Genomic DNA, 14,745 nt, shown 5'->3' on the forward strand with positions numbered 1-14,745 from the left:
TTTCACCTTTTAAAAACTTGTTCGCCGTCGGCGGCGTGGTGGCAGTGACACGGTATCACCCGAGCCAGTTATTAAATTGCTGTTTTCGCTAATTGGCCGCGCATACGGTGGCGGATTATCCCAATCAATCGTTTCGGCTTTTTTCTTGTAAATACAGGCCCACCCGTAAACAAACAAATCAAATGTTTCATTGGGGGCGCGTTTAGATAGTTTTACCCACTTACCCGACTCGTCGCGTTCCTCTGCGGCCAATTCATCAAAGAATGACTGCGGCAACCAATTTGGCAAATGGCAATAACGCCGACCAGGTTCATCACGCTGCAGGCAGTTATCGACAATATCTTTTAAGCGATTGGTATTGAGTAAATACACGGGCACATCGCCATAGGCGCGGGCTTTCCTATCTTTTCGCTTGGTGTTATCAGGGTAAGATTCATGTATGGCCGCACCTGTAGCACGCCCTTTTACCAGCATAAATTTACTTGCTAACCCTTGTCGCTTAAGTTGGCGATAATACTCATACGCATTATCGGTCACGCCATCTTCACCACCGGAGTCACACGCAGTGATTAAAATTGGCATTTTGCGACCTGTGCTATCATCCAGCTCATACGAACCATTGATAACGCGATCGGTTAATTTTTCCCAATCTTCTAAATGTGTAGCGGGGTTAATGCGCACAAATTTAGCAGCATCATCGGGATGCACCCGATCTGACTTTTCGATTTTGTAGCGGTCAATAACTTGGTGTTCTAAGTCTTTCCCCCACGCAAGCACCATCACATCAAAGCGCGCGGTTTTTGCACCCGCTTGCACATCGACTTGCGCTGTTAAGAAACGCGCCCAATCAGGCACAACTTTAACGCCTAACTCGGCTTGCCTTGCCATCAATTCGCTTGTGTCTCTGTCAGACTGACGCGGCGGTGTAAAGGCTTTGCCTTGGTCGGTATTGACCGTAGTTTGTAAATCATAATAACTGCCCGTTTTTTCATACTCGATAAGCGCAGCAAGGTACTTATAAACAAGCTGATTCCATGTTTGAAACGCCGCTGTAGGGCCTTTTTGCCAAAATGATGCAATACGAGTTTCACGGCGCTCACCGCTAATGACTCGGTTTTGGTCAATGGTCATGCCATCAGGCAACCAGATACCACTGTTATTCGCTGCCACTTTAAATGCGCGACCACACGATTGTCGGCTGTACTCATTGTGAAGCGTGCCGCAGTGCGGGCACACCATTAGCACCTCTTTTGATGCGCGTGTGGGATCGGCTTCGTGCTTATCCCATTCAAGCAAATCAAAATCAGGCTCGAAATGCTCACCACAATCAGGGCATTGCCAATAAAACAGGCGTCTATCGCCTTGGTTGAAAAGCGACAAAATACCGTTTGTTGGGGGCGCTTCGTGGGCGTTCTTTACACGATAATTAGGATCGGTAATTAAAAAGCCCGGTGAACTCTCAGCCATCACCATGCCTGATGACATAAACTGCTGCGTTCGCTTGCCAGCTAGGTAGAACGCACTCCCTTCACCGTCAATGTTTAACGGTATGCGGTCATAGTCCGTAATCGCTACATACTTCCAGTCGGATGACGCAAAAATATTTTTAGACGGCCAGCCTAATTTTAAAAAGTTACCCGCCTTGAATACCTTGTCATGCACATTGTTATCATGGGCGCGGGGTGACATTGCAGCGCGAATTTCAGCACTGGCATTAAATGCGCGACCTAAGCGCTTTTTAGAGAACTCCGCCGCTTTTTCTTGTGATATTTGAACCAGTAAAAAATCAGCCGGGTTATTGACGATAGTGTCACACACCCACCCATCAATGAGGCTCACCGTTTTTGCGGTTCGGGCAGGGCCTGCGAAAATCACCGCATCGTATTGCCGCGACTTCAAACAGTCCATTGGTTCAAACATGTAAGGAACCAGCTCCGGGTCCCATTTCACCATCGAGCCGTTTTGCTCTACATGTAATAACTGTTTTGCGCTTTGTGATACAGGGGCACGATTTGGCGCTTTAACTAAGCTTGCAACTTGGCGGCGGGTTTTGCCGGGCGCTGCATAGCTAGCCAACATCGTCGGTATTTATCTCTAATAACTGTAGGTACAGCTCATTGCGAAATTCATCACTCATTGTTTCAAGCTGCTCCAATTGTTCGGGTTTAAACACACGCTTACGTTCCATTTTATCGGGCATCGACTCAAAAAAGCTCACCACCTTTTTAAGCGTTTCTGACAAATCAAGTTGGTAATGCGGTTCGGGAATAAGCTCACCGATTTCCGTTTCAAACTTTAAGCGTTCACGCTCCGATTGAAAGAAATCTTTGCGGTCTTTTGGGGCCATTTTTGATGGATCATGTATATCGTCTTGTTCGGCTTTCGCCTCTTGACCAAATAATGCAGGGCCTACATCAGCCAAAGCATACACATCAGTGCTCTTTATTTTCTTAATAGGTTTTACGCGGGCGGCATTTAACCGTTTTCTAACCGTGTCCCGGTGCAAGTCAAAGGCACGTGACAACGACGATATATTCATCAAATAGGCGTCATCAATGCTGCTTACGCTCATAATGACTGGCTGTTTTTAATGTATTGCCGCACTTCTTTAAAGCGCAGATCACAGCGCTCAATGACACCCAACAACACAGCATTGTCAGCCGCAAGATCGGCCCATGTTTTACCGACAAAGGGCGGAGCCACACAGGGCGAAAGTAAAATATCAGGCGGTGTGACATACACGTATTTGGTTTTAATGATTGGTTTTGGCTTGGGTGCGATTGCGCAACCGGATAAGCTCATCAGGCAAAGACTCGTTAGCACAATCATTTGTTTCAACAATTTCATAGATAACCTTTTGCGTTTCACTTGTCTTGGTTTTAACTTGTTCAACCTGCACATAAAGCGCGGCCAATTGCGATTCACTTTTACGCCTTAAGCGCGTTTGCTTTTTAAGTTCTTTGTGCTGTTGATTAAAGTCATTGGTCAGTTGCGCGGTTGTTTCACGTTCAGTTACAAGGGCTTTAGTGGCGGCGTCGCGTTGTGATTTAATCACATCAAAACGCCAAAGAAACACCACAATCACAGACACGACACACGCCGCCAAAAGTAGTTTAAATTGTGTTACCACCACAACCTCCGTTTAAAACGCTGCGTATACCAGTGATGTATTTTTTCAACATAATCAATCGTTTCTTTCGAGTGTTCCCCTGTTACATCTGGCAAACAGGCGATAATCCCCGAATACGACATAGCCCCGTCGCATAACCGCTGAGACTTATACAAATGACCTCGACCTGCGTTATAACCAGCTAACCCTAAATCGTATAAATCACCTTGGGTGCGCCCTTGACGCTGCCAGCCGTTAAGCTGAATACGCATATAACTTGCAGATGCATGAATGTTGTAATGCACATTACGAACCGACACACCATCAGGCACAATATTGCGCTTTTGCATATCGCGCCACGTACCCGGCATAAACTGACCGACACCTGCAGCCCCGACGGGACTTGTTGCATTTGGATTTAAGCGGGATTCTTGCCAAAGCTGCGCCCAACCTAGGCCCCAATGGTATTCGGGTAAGTTTCGACGCCAAGCGGCTTTTATTTTGGCGTCATACTTTGATTGTGAGTATTTAGCCGAGGCCAAGCATTCGCGCGGCCAAATGACAAACGCCAAGCACCCAAGCACCGTAAAAAACAGCCAGTGCAAGCGGGCTTTTTTTAAGTATCGGGTAAACATCATTGCGAAAGCTCACAGCAAGTAATTTGTCTCGAATGCGCAGGGCCACAAACACCGTGACCACTGCGACAAGAAGATATAAAAGATTAAATAGTATTGCGGTCATTTTTTCCCTCGCTTAATGCGGCGCTGATCAAAGTAACTCCACACATCAAACGCAAAGCGACATACAACCACAGCTGCACCGACAATAGTCAACAACGAGCCAAGGCTTAAACCCGGCAAAATAACCCACGTTAAAATGTCAGATACATTTGAGGATTCATTTATCTTTTGCAACGTTTGTGTCTTTTCAGAGGATAGCGACACGCCTGCACCACCTATGTAGGCGATCAAGCGGCCTTTTAATTCGGACATTGAAAGTATTTTCATAATAGGCATAAAAAGAAAAACCTCGACACTGAATTCACAGGCCGAGGTTTTTAAAAGGTCTTTAGTTCTTATTCTGATAACGCAGTTTTGCCACGTTAGGAAAAAGCTTACACAAAAAGGTCACACATTGCAATACCTATCACAGTACGAAATAAAAACACAGCAACTAACCAAGTGTGACCCGTCACAAATCAACATAATGACATAATGTATAATGCCTATTGTCACTTTGATAAAACAAACCCCTTAACCGAGATCACTTCTTGCGGGGCGCGGCCAGTGATGACCAAAAAGCGCCGCCAAATATCATAAGGGATTTTAGAGCGGCCTTGCTTATATTCTCTTACACGCCTATCAGAACTCACACCCAAGAGCGCCGCCAGCGCCTTATCGCTGCCACACTCTGCAAAGAGCGCTTGAAACTGGCGAAAGTACGCACCGACCACATCATTATGCGGGGCTTGCCACCCCTCAGACTTTCTGAGTAAATGCTTATTGCAATAATCCGCCTCGTTTATATCCAAGTCACTATGTAGCACAGGGGCATTTAAATTCGCTTCAAGTGTCGCGATTGCTTCACGCGTACTGCTTTCATATATCATGCGCTGCTGCTCACTCAGCGCGGGTAAGTTTATTTCCATGTTTAACCTCATTACTTGCCGCAAGTATCAAGGGGCTTTCGCCCCTGTGCTACCTCGGTGACAGTCGGATTTTCCGAACGTCTGACACCTTGATGTTAACAAGGCTCAATGTACCGTTGACTAACTGTTCCCACTGCTTGCTTTGATGAATGTGCATCATGCAATAGTAAAGATAGTCAGGTAGTAAAATGTCAGTATGTGTGACCTTTACCCCAATGTGTTCCGGGTTATATTCCCGTGACACACTACCAACCGTTTTTAAAGAGCCTCGTCGTACTATCCAAAAATCAGCTTGTTCAAAGTGAGTTTTGATAGTTGCAACATCGGAAAGTATCATCTCGTTCTCCGTGGTGGCATCAACTAGCCCCCTCGATGACGAGTGGCTTTCTGTGTGCCACCGACAAAACAGAGTATAGGCGCAATGCGCCTAACAATCAAGAGAAAAACACCGAAACCATAAAAATAAATATTTTAAAAATATCTTTTAGATACTCTTTATATATTTAATCTGTAAGAAGCGTGACAGGTCACAACGATAGTATTTTGAAGTCTTTGAAATGAAAGCACTCATACTGGCCTTTAAATGCACCACCGCACCCGGCAGGCAATGCCTTGTTACAATGCGCGCATTTACCAAGGCTGGCAACTTGGGATTTCATCAACGCATGATCACGACGTATCAGTGTCGAAATAAACTCATCAGCACTATACGCGCCGCGCACACCGCCACGCACCTCGCAAAGCTCATCCAACATGGCGCGCTCACGCTCTGACAGCTTCACTTCCGTTTTTTTAATGCCTAATGCTTTATTACGTTCCCGCTCCTTGGCTTTACGTTTTCGCGCAGCGCTTTTTTTTGCATCATCCGTCATTGCTTAGTCTCTTTTCTCAAACAGCGCAGGCCCTGCCACCGCCATATTGTAAACAGGAACACCTTTCACTTTTTTCACTGGCTGCACATTGGCAGTTCGCAACCGGGTGCGCACTGTTGGTCGGGATAAATCAAACATGGTTGCCATCTGCGACACATTCAAAAACCGATTAGTCATGTTTTACCTTTCAATAAACAAAAAACGACACCGTTAACGCCAGTAATGACGCGGGTTTTTCCAGCTAAGTGGAAAGCCTGCTGACGACGCCATAGAAAACCGAAAAAATGTCAAACCCCGCGAGGCTGCTTGCCCCGTGGTAAACGACAACTACTCAGGGTCCCCGCCACTCTCCCCGATCAACCTATCAAGACGCATTTCTAACTGTTTGTTTTTAATAACTTCTTCCAAGTAATTCAGTTCCTTTTCAGTGAAGTTTTCAGCCTCAAAATCATCGAAAAACTGTGCTCTTTTTTTGATGTTCATTTGGTTTTCATTACTCCTATGAGATAGATTGCAACATTCCTTGTCTAAGCCACGCATGACAAGCCTTTGCGTGAGTTGTAAATAAAAAAGGATCTCGGGATTGGATCGGTGTCAGATTCTTCACAAAACACACTTAACCCTCTTGCTAATAAATAATCGTGATAGCGCTCTATTGCATCGCGTTTTGGGTCGACAATCAGCGTTTGATAATAAGCACTATCAAGCCCACCAAGAGCATGATTTAGTAGCCGTCTACCGACCATGTAATCAATTTTGATTTCAGCCCATACCGAGCGGGCACACTTTCTAAAGTCATGCGCTGAAAACTCACCTTGACTAAATTCTTTTATCCAACGACTAACCGTTGATTCACACACTGCACCTTTACGCTCATGACCGGGGAATAAGTACTGCCCTTGATAGCCTTGTTTTATTTGGTACTCACGATAAGCACTTAGTAAAAAGATGATTTGTTCGGTTAAATGCAGGCTTAGACTTTCTTTACCTGTTTTTGTGTTTTCTTTTGGAATGGTCCAAAGGCGGGCGTTGAAATCAAACTGCGACCATGTTGCAAGGCGTGTTTCACCGATGCGCGTTGCATAGGCACAAAGCAGCACAACCAACACTTGCACCCGCTCTTTTTGATGCGTCAATGCATTTAACACAGTGGCAAGCTGATGCTTTTTAAGTCTTCCCTCTTTGGCTTTCACGGTGTCGTCGATGAAATCACTGAACACAATATCAGACAGTGGATTGACTGAAATACGCTTTTGTTTCTTAGCACGATTAAAGGCTGCTTTAAGCGTAACAAACGCAAGACGTACAGTTGGTAACTGCCTGATCTGTTGCAATGGCATGATTAACTTATCATCAATAATTGCGGTGCTTATATCACTTAATGCAATATCACCCAATGCAGGTAAGAGGTGATTTTTAACCACCGATTTTATATTAGCGCGGGTTGATTTAGATAAGTCTTTCAATTTATCTGAGCGGTCTTGATACCAACTCAAGACCGCACCAACATGATTAAAATTATCAGCACTCACACTAGCGGTCGGATCAAAGGCTTTTTGTGCAAGGATAGTTGGCAGTTGTTTTTCAAGGGCGTTAAATGACAATAACGGCCAATCACCTAACTTTTCCCAATGGTCCTTATTGTTGCGATACATCACTAAATGCCATGTTGCTTTAGTGCGGCGTTTATTAAAGCGAAGTCGAAGCGGAAAGCGTGGGTCGCGTAATTGGAAAACATCACCCGCCAGCTCACGTTTAATCAATGATTCAGAGAATTTAACGACTTTGGTTTGTGGGCGTTTAGTCATGACTTTTAAACACCTTATCCACTTTTTCTGTGGATAAATGAAACAACACGATAAACGCCACTATCAGCGCTGACACAGTGAATACATAGCCGAAAACGGTAAGCAAAAACAATAAAATCACAAATAGTGTTAATTCAATACCATTTAACACTTTGGCAATACCATAGTGCTGCAGCAGGGCCAACGGCGAAAAGCAGTAAACGATGAAGACAGCGAACAGCAACCACGCCCCACTCACCGCAACAACTTGCATGAGTAGTACACGTGTAAACTCGCCAACGAATACAAGTGCAATCAGAATAAGTAAAAAAATTCGACACATGGTGCGTTCGCTTAATGGGTTAATCTAAGGAATACATCGCAGCGATGGCGCGCTGTTCGAGGATAGCTTCTATACTTCTTCTTACCTGCACTTTTTTAGCACTGCTTTTAGCAGGTTTCACATTGTGTTCACGCTCTTTAAAACGCTCACCACTGGCACTTGGTGAAATTTGGAAACGATTAGCTGACATTATGATTTCCTTTGTGTTAGTTGTGTTAATACATGTTCTTTACATTTTGCTAAGCGTCTGCGGTAAGTGCGGACACTTATCCCCAAGCAAGCGGCTTTTTCAAGTTGCGGCTTAGTCGGATCAAACTTATTCATTCTGAGTGCGCCATGCTCAAGGCGGAATAACAACACCGCATCAGGATCTCGGTCATTCAATGCCATCAAAGCAAGCTCAATATCGGACTCAATACAATCAATAATCGGCGCGCTTGTGCCCCCACTGCCAAATGTAATGTGCCCTTTGTTTTCAATAAAACGACTCATTATCGAGCTGCCAACAGGCATTAATTTGCCCTGATGACACCAACGCGCCCACGCTTCGACAATGTCTGAAAACTCACTTTCTCGCATGTGCTGGCCTTTGGCGTTTAGTGCGGGCGATTAGCCCACGTATTAAATTGCTCAACAAGCATTTCAAAACAGCCTCGCGCACCTGAGTCACGGTTAAGCTCTGCGCGCGACTGGATGCCACAATAGTCTCGAACGACCTGTGCTGCTTGCTGCTCGGTTTCAACGGGTTCTTGATTAATTAGTGCTAGGAATTGCCAAAACTTAGGCTTTTGGCATAGCACGACTGCGCCTTGTGTGTAGTTGTGATTACGCATTGCCGTTATCCCTTGCATTTGTAAATAGTTCACTCACCAACTCAAGCGGGTCCATTACCCCCTCTGGCACGATGCCATCATAGTTAGTTGGCGCTACATGGAAATCATCGCAACGGATAGGCTCATCATTAAACGCCTTAGCAAACGGCCCGCGCACATGACAAAACACCGCACCATAGTGACGCAGCAACGTTATATCTTGTACTGACTCTACGTCGGTTATTAACGTAATGTGATCAATTGCTTTAACGCCTGCTAAAAGCGCATCGAGTTCTTTTTCACACATCGAACCGCCGCGAGTTAATGCTGACACTGACACTTTCTGAATACGGGATGGACTCACTGCTACCACCTCAGAAACCACCTCGTCATGGTCTGACTCTGTACCACCAAATAACACGAGAATTGTCATTATTTTTGTTCCTTTGCTGCTAACCATTGCGCTTCAAGCTCACTAAAGTCGATATTTTGCGCGGCGATTTTTGTTATTTTCTTTTTGTAGTTTGGGCGAGGTACGCGCTGTGCTTTATACCAGTACCAGACTGTCGGCTGACTCACGCCAAGCAATCTTGCTGCAGCACTCACGCCACCCTGTTGATCAACCCATAGTGCGAATGTCATAAGCGCCTTTAATGTTTCAATCTGAAATACATATTAATAACAATCTGTGATAAATACAACCACAAAATGTGACATTTACATCATCAAAACGTGTTATTTATAACAATTTGTGGTACTTTTAATTATGGACGAAAGAAAATAGTTTTATGCGGTATCGTATTGATACAAATGGGATTAAGTAATGGGAAACAAATCAGAGAACGTAAACAACTCAGTCGCTAAACGGATCAAAGAATTACGCCTAGAGAAAGGCACGACAGCACGCGCAGTAGCTGAAAAGCTAGATAACGCTAACAACCCTACAACAATTTACAACTATGAAAGTGGGGCACGTAATCTTGATTTGGCAACCTTGTCACAATATGCCGACATATTTGGTACGACTGCAGACTTTATTTTAGGGCGCACAAACGTTAGAAATAGCAGCCCTGACTCACACAATTACACACCCGCTAACGCCCCAATTTTGAAAAACTCCGAGGTTATTAGTGAAGAAATCGGCTTTTTTCATAAGCTGCTTGAACGTAAGAATTTAAACGCTAAAGATATTTTGCTTGTCACCGTCCAAGATGATGCTATGTCACCCGAACTCATGCTAGGTGATGATGTATTGCTGTCACTGAGCGACACGAATATTTCTAAAGCAGCAATGTATTGCCTTGAGGATAGTGAGGGCGATTTGTGGTTTCGTTTCATTCGCAAAGAAATTGGCGGAAAGTACAAACTCTACACGGCTGACAAACAAAATCCTGACGAGCAGACACTCACAAAAGATGAGTTTAATGAACTTAAAATAATTGGCCGGGTTATTTGGCGTAGCCGCTGGCAATAAAGAGTACCGTTAATTAAAGCGTGGTTTCGACTGCGCTTTTTTTGCACATAACATATCACAAAATGAAATATTCAAAACAAAATGAAATAACCGAGGCATTTATGGCAAACCATCAACAACGCTCTAAAACTAATAAGCGGTATCGCGATCATACATCAACCCCACAATGGCTTTACGCCGCACTTAACGAACGCCATGATTTTGATATTGACCTTGCGGCCACTGATAAATCAGCCAAACATACCCAGTATTTTACGAAACGCCAGAATGCATTAAAAAAAGCGTGGCATCAATACGGCGATGCAGGCTGGTTGAATCCACCGTACTCGCATATTTTGCCGTGGGTAGAGCGTGCCCTTAGCGAACAACAAAAAGGCTTTACGACAGTGTTTTTAGTGCCTATGGATGCCTCAACAGAATGGTGGCCGGGCAATCAGCCTTGTATCATTGAAGAAATAACCGGGTATTACACCGATTTCACGTATAAATCAGGCAAGCAAAAAGGCCAAACAATTAAAAAGTGGTGTAGCGGGCGCATCGAGTTTGTCGACGCGCGTACAGGCAAGGTAATGAAAGATCCGCTGAATAAACCCTGTTGCTTAATCACGTTCCCTGCGCATTACCAAGGCGATACTATTAGGACCTCAGTATCTAAGTTTGAACTCATGCTGCAGGGCGAAATCGCACTTAATAAACAACATTCAAAGAGGGCCGCATAATGCTTGATTTAACACGCCTGGTATTAAGTGATAATGCGGCAAACACCCTCACTGAGTTTGTGAAAGAGTTCAATGCGCTCATTGAGGCGCAAGACAAAATGTGTGAAACGATTGCGCGGCTAAAAGCTGAAAATAATGAGCTAAACGCAAAAAATGAAGCGCTGCTATTTAGTCAAAATGAAGCAGCTGGCTATAAGCGATTAGCCGATGAACGTCTGCAGACAATCGAAAAAAACAATGCAACATTAGCAACCGCGCAAAAAGTCGCAGTCGAGTTTATGGCGAATAAGCGAGAACTTGAATTACTGCGCACCAAAGCAACCACGTTACAACAAGAAATTACAGCATTGAAAGCGGGCGGGAACCCGGCAAGGCTACGCGAGCAAATAAAACGCGTAAAAGAAAAGTCTGCAGCAAAAGACACGCTCATTACGCAGCACAAACAAAAACACCAAGAAAATGAGCGGCGCATTAAACAGCTTAACACTGAGCTTTCAGAGATTAAGAAAAAGCAAAGCACTAGCGGTATGAACTCGGTTTATCATAACGGCGATAATCATTTAATTGTGTGGCCGCAAAAAACCAAAGTTCAAAGTGGTGACGGGAGTATTTATGAGGGCCGCTCTTTGCTTTGGATGCACCAAAGCGGCACAGGTAAATTAATCACATTCGATAAAGACAATTTTACATCGGTTCTATGCAAAGCGCCCAAAGGCGGCACTAAGCTACCAAGTGAAGTGCGCGAATTTGCGGATAACTGGCTGTTTAACGTGAACGTTACACAACATGGCGAACTCACTGAAAGCGATTTCGCATGCACCGATTTAAATGCATGATGTGGAAAACAGCTTAAGTTAAGCACTGTGGGAAAGTGCTTAACTTGCCTCATCTACAATATTAAACACGACGCGACTCACCTTGCCCGCTTCTTCTTTTACAAGATAAGAGACATTCAGTGGCGTTTCTTTATTAATACGCTTAACGGCAGGCTCAATAAAGCTGCGTTTCATTTCTGCAAAGTTATTTTGTTGACTACTTGGCAATTGATAGCGCTCTGACAACCAATCAGGTGACACCGCCCACACGCCAGAGCTTCGAAACTGGCACAAACTTTCATATAAGCGAATGGTGCGCGCGTTATTAATACGGCCACACTCATGTAAATAGAAGCTAGTAAATTGCTCTGTAAGCGAATTGACGTAGGGCATGAGCTTTTGATTAAACTCAACTCGATACGTGCCTTTACCGCGCTTTAATGCGGTTTCAGCAAGCCACGGGCGCTCAATTTCTTCGTGTTCGCCATCCTTGGGATAAAAAACAACGGTATTCTTGCTAATTTCCTTAAGGCCCGTTTTGACATCAGCACTTGCCGTTGGACCACTTACCCCGAATAAGTTTTGGTAGTCACTCACATTAACTATAAACGCGCCATCATGCGCGGTGTCTCGGTTAATCTGACTTAGGCAGATCCACAAAACACGCTTAGCCTTAAGCGATAAATAGTAAGCCGCTTCGGTGATTTCGTTTGATTGAACAACTAACGATTTTTTAGCCGTTTTAACAAGTTCGGTCATCGTTTTTATTTTAATTGTGGGAGGTTTTATTTTTACCCATAGTAACACAATAACCCTGTGAATAAAGGAAATAAACTTAAGGCAATTCCCACAGCAACTTAAGGTAATTCCCATAACAACTTAAGGCGCTCCCCATAGTAAGTTAATGCATTTCCCATAGAGTCTTAAGGACTTTCCCATAGCACCCTATTTACAGGCTTTATGCACCAAGGGATTGCGGCATCCTAAAAAGCTTTAAAAAGAGTAAAAATTAAAAAAAGAATTAAAAATAGGCTGTGAATAATGGGTATTACTCACATTGTGGGAAAAAGCTTAAGTTTTGGTGCAACGTGTAAAGATTGTTTACACGTTATGTTTTAGCCGAGCTTTCACTACATTCAAAACAACAGTGTATGGATCTGAAAAAAGACTTTCTGCTGCCTGCAGCGATTTAGCATTAACAAGCTGACTTTCACGCATACAATGAAACATTTGATATTCCACTAAATACAGGTGCATGGTGATTCCCTATCGTTAGTAATACTTATCAACAACGAGGCTTTCTTTATCAATGTAAACAGAAAACATTAACTTGTTTTGATAGTAAAACTCTCTTTTATTTGCTGAAACATAGTGTTTAATCTGTGCATTTTCTGAATGACATTTAATTCTTTCAAGATCTGAAACACCATGCACCTTTAAAAAATATTCAAAAATATGTGACTCAAAGCTCTGCAGCACTAAATCATTTTGCTTATGACTTTCGCGTTTTATTGCAAAGCTTTGAAACTCAAAATCGCCAACGATTTCATCTTTGATATTACGCATTACTATTCTCGCTATTTACTTTCTTGAACAGCCAGCGCTCTTGATAACGAATCTTTTTCATTTTGAAGTTGAGACACTTTGTTTTGTAGCTCAGATGATTTGCGTTCTGATTCAAGTAACAATGTTTGCACTTTCGGCAATTCGTTTGCTTGGCTCTTATAATCTGCTAAATCACCTGTTAAACGCTCAATATTAGCGGTAAGCGCTTCTTTCTGAGATTCCAACTTAACGGCGTGGGTGTTGCTTTCAGCAAGGCTTATGCGCAGCTCTTGATTGTGCTTATGCTCTTGCTCAAACTTCTCGCGTTCCATTTCAAACTTCGCATTATCAACCGATAGCGATTTAATTTGCTCACGCAATGATGCGGTTTCATTTTCAGCTTTTTCTAGACGCTCATTTGCAACTGATACCAATGATTCACTTTTTTGCTCTGCGTTCTTGATGGCTGTTTCGGCAGCTAGGTTTGCTTGCTTTATTTGTTCTGCTGTATCGTGTTTTACAGCTTCTAACTCGGCTTGCGCATCACTGGCTTTCTGTGTGGCTTGGTTAATTTGTTTCTCTGCAGTTTGCGCCCTCGCTTCTGCCATTTCAACACGATGCACACAGTCTTTCTCTTTTTCTTCTAGCAATTCGATTACTTCATCGCGATCTTTTTTAAGTCGCTCGATAATCGTTTTTAAGTCTGCGGTTTTACGGTCAACAACGCTTTGCATTTCACTTGCCAGTAATTCAGCAATCTTACTGCTACCAAGTTCATCGGCCATGCTTGCAACATCAGCATCACGCTTATCGTTAAAGTCGCGCAGAAAACGTGACACTGTTTCAGTTTTCCCGCCTGTAACCTTAATCACTGCGCGTACTGTTAACTTAACCCCGCTATCTAAAATATCTTGTGCGGCGCTTGCCACTTGCTCGTATGTAATACCGTTTTGCTCAGCCATTTCTTAATCCTTAAAAGTTGTGTTGGTTAATAATAGTACCAAGGGAAACAGGAAACAACTGTTTCCTTATGTTTTTGTTTCCCAATCAGGCAAAATAAAACCACAAATACATGTGGTCGTGATTTCCTATTAGCTTAACGGTACTATTTGACCAGTGTTAAACACCCGTCTACGCTTGCCAGAATTACAATCCACTTCATCAACAAAGTGAGTTGTAATCACCACTATTTGCCAATCTGGTTTAGTCATACTATTTCCTTTCTACACACTCATTTCTGAATTGTGCATTGTGGCCCAATGCAATTGCGCAAGTGGGCGGCGATATTGAACCGCTAAAAAGTGTTGCCAGCGATAAAATTTTAATACGTGTGCATTTGCCATATTTTTTGCCTTGTGTGTTTTTCGCAAGCTTGCGAACTAAAATTCTTCAATCAGCACTTGGTGTGCTTCATACTCTATGCTCGTTAATGCGTTATAAAGTTCGCGCTCACTTTTCTTTTCAGCGTCTTTAGTTTGCATAAGTAAGTAATCAATAAAAAACTTACAATTACTGAGTCTTACCTCTAATTCTTCGTTGGCTTGTTGTAGCTTTTCAATTTCTTTACCCGCTTCAATTAATGCTGATCCTGTCACTTTAGAATTCCTTATGTCGTTTGCAA

At 43.5% G+C, this 14,745-nt stretch carries 24 protein-coding genes; 3 read left to right on the forward strand and 21 right to left on the reverse strand.

Annotated elements, in window-relative coordinates:
- Window positions 1–9: 9 nt before the first annotated feature.
- The 17 genes from L1068_RS19900 to L1068_RS19980 all read right to left on the reverse strand — a co-directional run bounded on the left by L1068_RS19900 (window position 10) and on the right by L1068_RS19980 (window position 9,213).
- A complete protein-coding gene (locus tag L1068_RS19900; protein ID WP_237131626.1) occupies window positions 10–2,079 on the reverse strand; it encodes a terminase gpA endonuclease subunit in 2,070 nt (689 codons plus the stop codon).
- Complete coding sequence (locus L1068_RS19905) at window positions 2,069–2,572, reverse strand: DUF1441 family protein (RefSeq protein WP_237131627.1); 504 nt, start codon at window positions 2,570–2,572, stop codon at window positions 2,069–2,071. The genes L1068_RS19900 and L1068_RS19905 overlap by 11 nt, the downstream gene beginning before the upstream one ends.
- Before the next feature lie 180 nt (window positions 2,573–2,752).
- Entirely contained in the window at window positions 2,753–3,130 is a 378-nt protein-coding gene (locus L1068_RS19910) for a hypothetical protein (RefSeq protein WP_237131628.1), read from the reverse strand.
- A complete protein-coding gene (locus tag L1068_RS19915) occupies window positions 3,124–3,651 on the reverse strand; it encodes a lytic transglycosylase domain-containing protein (protein ID WP_237131629.1) in 528 nt (175 codons plus the stop codon). Before L1068_RS19915 ends, L1068_RS19910 begins: the two co-directional genes overlap by 7 nt.
- Window positions 3,638–3,850 carry a hypothetical protein gene (locus tag L1068_RS19920; RefSeq protein WP_237131630.1) on the reverse strand — a complete coding sequence of 71 codons (213 nt, stop codon included), beginning with the start codon at window positions 3,848–3,850 and terminating at the stop codon, window positions 3,638–3,640. Before L1068_RS19920 ends, L1068_RS19915 begins: the two co-directional genes overlap by 14 nt.
- Window positions 3,847–4,101, reverse strand: a complete 255-nt coding sequence (locus L1068_RS19925; protein ID WP_237131631.1) for a hypothetical protein — start codon at window positions 4,099–4,101, stop codon at window positions 3,847–3,849. The genes L1068_RS19920 and L1068_RS19925 overlap by 4 nt, the downstream gene beginning before the upstream one ends.
- A gap of 239 nt (window positions 4,102–4,340) precedes the next feature.
- A complete protein-coding gene (locus L1068_RS19930) occupies window positions 4,341–4,757 on the reverse strand; it encodes a hypothetical protein (protein WP_237131632.1) in 417 nt (138 codons plus the stop codon).
- 527 nt (window positions 4,758–5,284) lie between these two features.
- Window positions 5,285–5,629 carry a hypothetical protein gene (locus L1068_RS19935; RefSeq protein WP_237131633.1) on the reverse strand — a complete coding sequence of 115 codons (345 nt, stop codon included), beginning with the start codon at window positions 5,627–5,629 and terminating at the stop codon, window positions 5,285–5,287.
- 3 nt (window positions 5,630–5,632) lie between these two features.
- Window positions 5,633–5,806 (reverse strand): DUF1441 family protein, encoded by a 174-nt coding sequence (locus L1068_RS19940; RefSeq protein ID WP_237131634.1) that lies wholly within the window; start codon window positions 5,804–5,806, stop codon window positions 5,633–5,635.
- Window positions 5,807–5,956: 150 nt separating this feature from the next.
- Window positions 5,957–6,112: a hypothetical protein gene (locus L1068_RS19945; protein WP_237131635.1), complete on the reverse strand. Its 156-nt coding sequence runs from the start codon at window positions 6,110–6,112 to the stop codon at window positions 5,957–5,959.
- Window positions 6,113–6,156: 44 nt separating this feature from the next.
- Window positions 6,157–7,437, reverse strand: a complete 1,281-nt coding sequence (locus tag L1068_RS19950) for a tyrosine-type recombinase/integrase (protein WP_237131636.1) — start codon at window positions 7,435–7,437, stop codon at window positions 6,157–6,159.
- On the reverse strand, window positions 7,430–7,759 hold the full coding sequence (locus L1068_RS19955; protein ID WP_237131637.1) for a hypothetical protein: 330 nt from the start codon (window positions 7,757–7,759) through the stop codon (window positions 7,430–7,432). The genes L1068_RS19950 and L1068_RS19955 overlap by 8 nt, the downstream gene beginning before the upstream one ends.
- A 19-nt stretch (window positions 7,760–7,778) precedes the next feature.
- A complete protein-coding gene (locus L1068_RS19960) occupies window positions 7,779–7,949 on the reverse strand; it encodes a hypothetical protein (RefSeq protein ID WP_237131638.1) in 171 nt (56 codons plus the stop codon).
- A complete protein-coding gene (locus L1068_RS19965; protein ID WP_237131639.1) occupies window positions 7,949–8,338 on the reverse strand; it encodes a hypothetical protein in 390 nt (129 codons plus the stop codon). The genes L1068_RS19960 and L1068_RS19965 overlap by 1 nt, the downstream gene beginning before the upstream one ends.
- Before the next feature lie 17 nt (window positions 8,339–8,355).
- On the reverse strand, window positions 8,356–8,592 hold the full coding sequence (locus L1068_RS19970; RefSeq protein ID WP_237131640.1) for a hypothetical protein: 237 nt from the start codon (window positions 8,590–8,592) through the stop codon (window positions 8,356–8,358).
- A complete protein-coding gene (locus L1068_RS19975) occupies window positions 8,585–9,004 on the reverse strand; it encodes a hypothetical protein (protein ID WP_237131641.1) in 420 nt (139 codons plus the stop codon). The genes L1068_RS19970 and L1068_RS19975 overlap by 8 nt, the downstream gene beginning before the upstream one ends.
- Window positions 9,004–9,213 carry a LysR family transcriptional regulator gene (locus L1068_RS19980; RefSeq protein ID WP_237131642.1) on the reverse strand — a complete coding sequence of 70 codons (210 nt, stop codon included), beginning with the start codon at window positions 9,211–9,213 and terminating at the stop codon, window positions 9,004–9,006. The genes L1068_RS19975 and L1068_RS19980 overlap by 1 nt, the downstream gene beginning before the upstream one ends.
- A gap of 181 nt (window positions 9,214–9,394) precedes the next feature.
- On the opposite strand from L1068_RS19980, the gene L1068_RS19985 reads away from it, so the two are divergent.
- The 3 genes from L1068_RS19985 (at window position 9,395) to L1068_RS19995 (ending at window position 11,600) form a co-directional block, all read left to right on the forward strand.
- Entirely contained in the window at window positions 9,395–10,045 is a 651-nt protein-coding gene (locus L1068_RS19985; RefSeq protein ID WP_237131643.1) for an XRE family transcriptional regulator, read from the forward strand.
- Window positions 10,046–10,107: 62 nt separating this feature from the next.
- Window positions 10,108–10,764: a phage N-6-adenine-methyltransferase gene (locus tag L1068_RS19990; protein ID WP_237131644.1), complete on the forward strand. Its 657-nt coding sequence runs from the start codon at window positions 10,108–10,110 to the stop codon at window positions 10,762–10,764.
- On the forward strand, window positions 10,764–11,600 hold the full coding sequence (locus L1068_RS19995; protein WP_237131645.1) for a hypothetical protein: 837 nt from the start codon (window positions 10,764–10,766) through the stop codon (window positions 11,598–11,600). The genes L1068_RS19990 and L1068_RS19995 overlap by 1 nt, the downstream gene beginning before the upstream one ends.
- A gap of 39 nt (window positions 11,601–11,639) precedes the next feature.
- On the opposite strand, the gene L1068_RS20000 is transcribed toward L1068_RS19995, so the two are convergent.
- From L1068_RS20000 to L1068_RS20015, 4 genes are all read right to left on the reverse strand, one after another.
- Window positions 11,640–12,338 carry a RepB family plasmid replication initiator protein gene (locus L1068_RS20000; protein WP_237131646.1) on the reverse strand — a complete coding sequence of 233 codons (699 nt, stop codon included), beginning with the start codon at window positions 12,336–12,338 and terminating at the stop codon, window positions 11,640–11,642.
- A gap of 513 nt (window positions 12,339–12,851) precedes the next feature.
- Window positions 12,852–13,145 carry a hypothetical protein gene (locus tag L1068_RS20005; protein ID WP_237131647.1) on the reverse strand — a complete coding sequence of 98 codons (294 nt, stop codon included), beginning with the start codon at window positions 13,143–13,145 and terminating at the stop codon, window positions 12,852–12,854.
- An 11-nt stretch (window positions 13,146–13,156) separates the two neighbouring features.
- Window positions 13,157–14,086: a hypothetical protein gene (locus L1068_RS20010; protein ID WP_237131648.1), complete on the reverse strand. Its 930-nt coding sequence runs from the start codon at window positions 14,084–14,086 to the stop codon at window positions 13,157–13,159.
- A 417-nt stretch (window positions 14,087–14,503) separates the two neighbouring features.
- Entirely contained in the window at window positions 14,504–14,719 is a 216-nt protein-coding gene (locus tag L1068_RS20015; protein WP_237131649.1) for a hypothetical protein, read from the reverse strand.
- Between the last annotated feature and the right edge of the window lie 26 nt (window positions 14,720–14,745).

Origin of the sequence: Pseudoalteromonas sp. MMG024, from assembly GCF_021654175.1 — a bacterium.
In the GTDB taxonomy this organism is placed as follows: Bacteria; Pseudomonadota; Gammaproteobacteria; order Enterobacterales; family Alteromonadaceae; genus Pseudoalteromonas.

Coding starts and splice junctions, on each gene's coding strand:
- L1068_RS19935 (WP_237131633.1), bottom strand. CDS start 5,629: ATGACGGATGATGCAAAAAAAAGCGCTGCGCGAAAACGTAAAGCCAAG.
- L1068_RS19900 (WP_237131626.1), bottom strand. CDS start 2,079: ATGTTGGCTAGCTATGCAGCGCCCGGCAAAACCCGCCGCCAAGTTGCA.
- L1068_RS19940 (WP_237131634.1), bottom strand. CDS start 5,806: ATGACTAATCGGTTTTTGAATGTGTCGCAGATGGCAACCATGTTTGAT.
- L1068_RS19905 (WP_237131627.1), bottom strand. CDS start 2,572: ATGAGCGTAAGCAGCATTGATGACGCCTATTTGATGAATATATCGTCG.
- L1068_RS19995 (WP_237131645.1), top strand. CDS start 10,764: ATGCTTGATTTAACACGCCTGGTATTAAGTGATAATGCGGCAAACACC.
- L1068_RS19930 (WP_237131632.1), bottom strand. CDS start 4,757: ATGGAAATAAACTTACCCGCGCTGAGTGAGCAGCAGCGCATGATATAT.
- L1068_RS19990 (WP_237131644.1), top strand. CDS start 10,108: ATGAAATATTCAAAACAAAATGAAATAACCGAGGCATTTATGGCAAAC.
- L1068_RS19965 (WP_237131639.1), bottom strand. CDS start 8,338: ATGCGAGAAAGTGAGTTTTCAGACATTGTCGAAGCGTGGGCGCGTTGG.
- L1068_RS19980 (WP_237131642.1), bottom strand. CDS start 9,213: ATGACATTCGCACTATGGGTTGATCAACAGGGTGGCGTGAGTGCTGCA.
- L1068_RS20010 (WP_237131648.1), bottom strand. CDS start 14,086: ATGGCTGAGCAAAACGGTATTACATACGAGCAAGTGGCAAGCGCCGCA.
- L1068_RS20005 (WP_237131647.1), bottom strand. CDS start 13,145: ATGCGTAATATCAAAGATGAAATCGTTGGCGATTTTGAGTTTCAAAGC.
- L1068_RS19945 (WP_237131635.1), bottom strand. CDS start 6,112: ATGAACATCAAAAAAAGAGCACAGTTTTTCGATGATTTTGAGGCTGAA.
- L1068_RS19925 (WP_237131631.1), bottom strand. CDS start 4,101: ATGTCCGAATTAAAAGGCCGCTTGATCGCCTACATAGGTGGTGCAGGC.
- L1068_RS19975 (WP_237131641.1), bottom strand. CDS start 9,004: ATGACAATTCTCGTGTTATTTGGTGGTACAGAGTCAGACCATGACGAG.
- L1068_RS19985 (WP_237131643.1), top strand. CDS start 9,395: ATGGGAAACAAATCAGAGAACGTAAACAACTCAGTCGCTAAACGGATC.
- L1068_RS19970 (WP_237131640.1), bottom strand. CDS start 8,592: ATGCGTAATCACAACTACACACAAGGCGCAGTCGTGCTATGCCAAAAG.
- L1068_RS19950 (WP_237131636.1), bottom strand. CDS start 7,437: ATGACTAAACGCCCACAAACCAAAGTCGTTAAATTCTCTGAATCATTG.
- L1068_RS19960 (WP_237131638.1), bottom strand. CDS start 7,949: ATGTCAGCTAATCGTTTCCAAATTTCACCAAGTGCCAGTGGTGAGCGT.
- L1068_RS19955 (WP_237131637.1), bottom strand. CDS start 7,759: ATGTGTCGAATTTTTTTACTTATTCTGATTGCACTTGTATTCGTTGGC.
- L1068_RS20000 (WP_237131646.1), bottom strand. CDS start 12,338: ATGACCGAACTTGTTAAAACGGCTAAAAAATCGTTAGTTGTTCAATCA.
- L1068_RS19920 (WP_237131630.1), bottom strand. CDS start 3,850: ATGACCGCAATACTATTTAATCTTTTATATCTTCTTGTCGCAGTGGTC.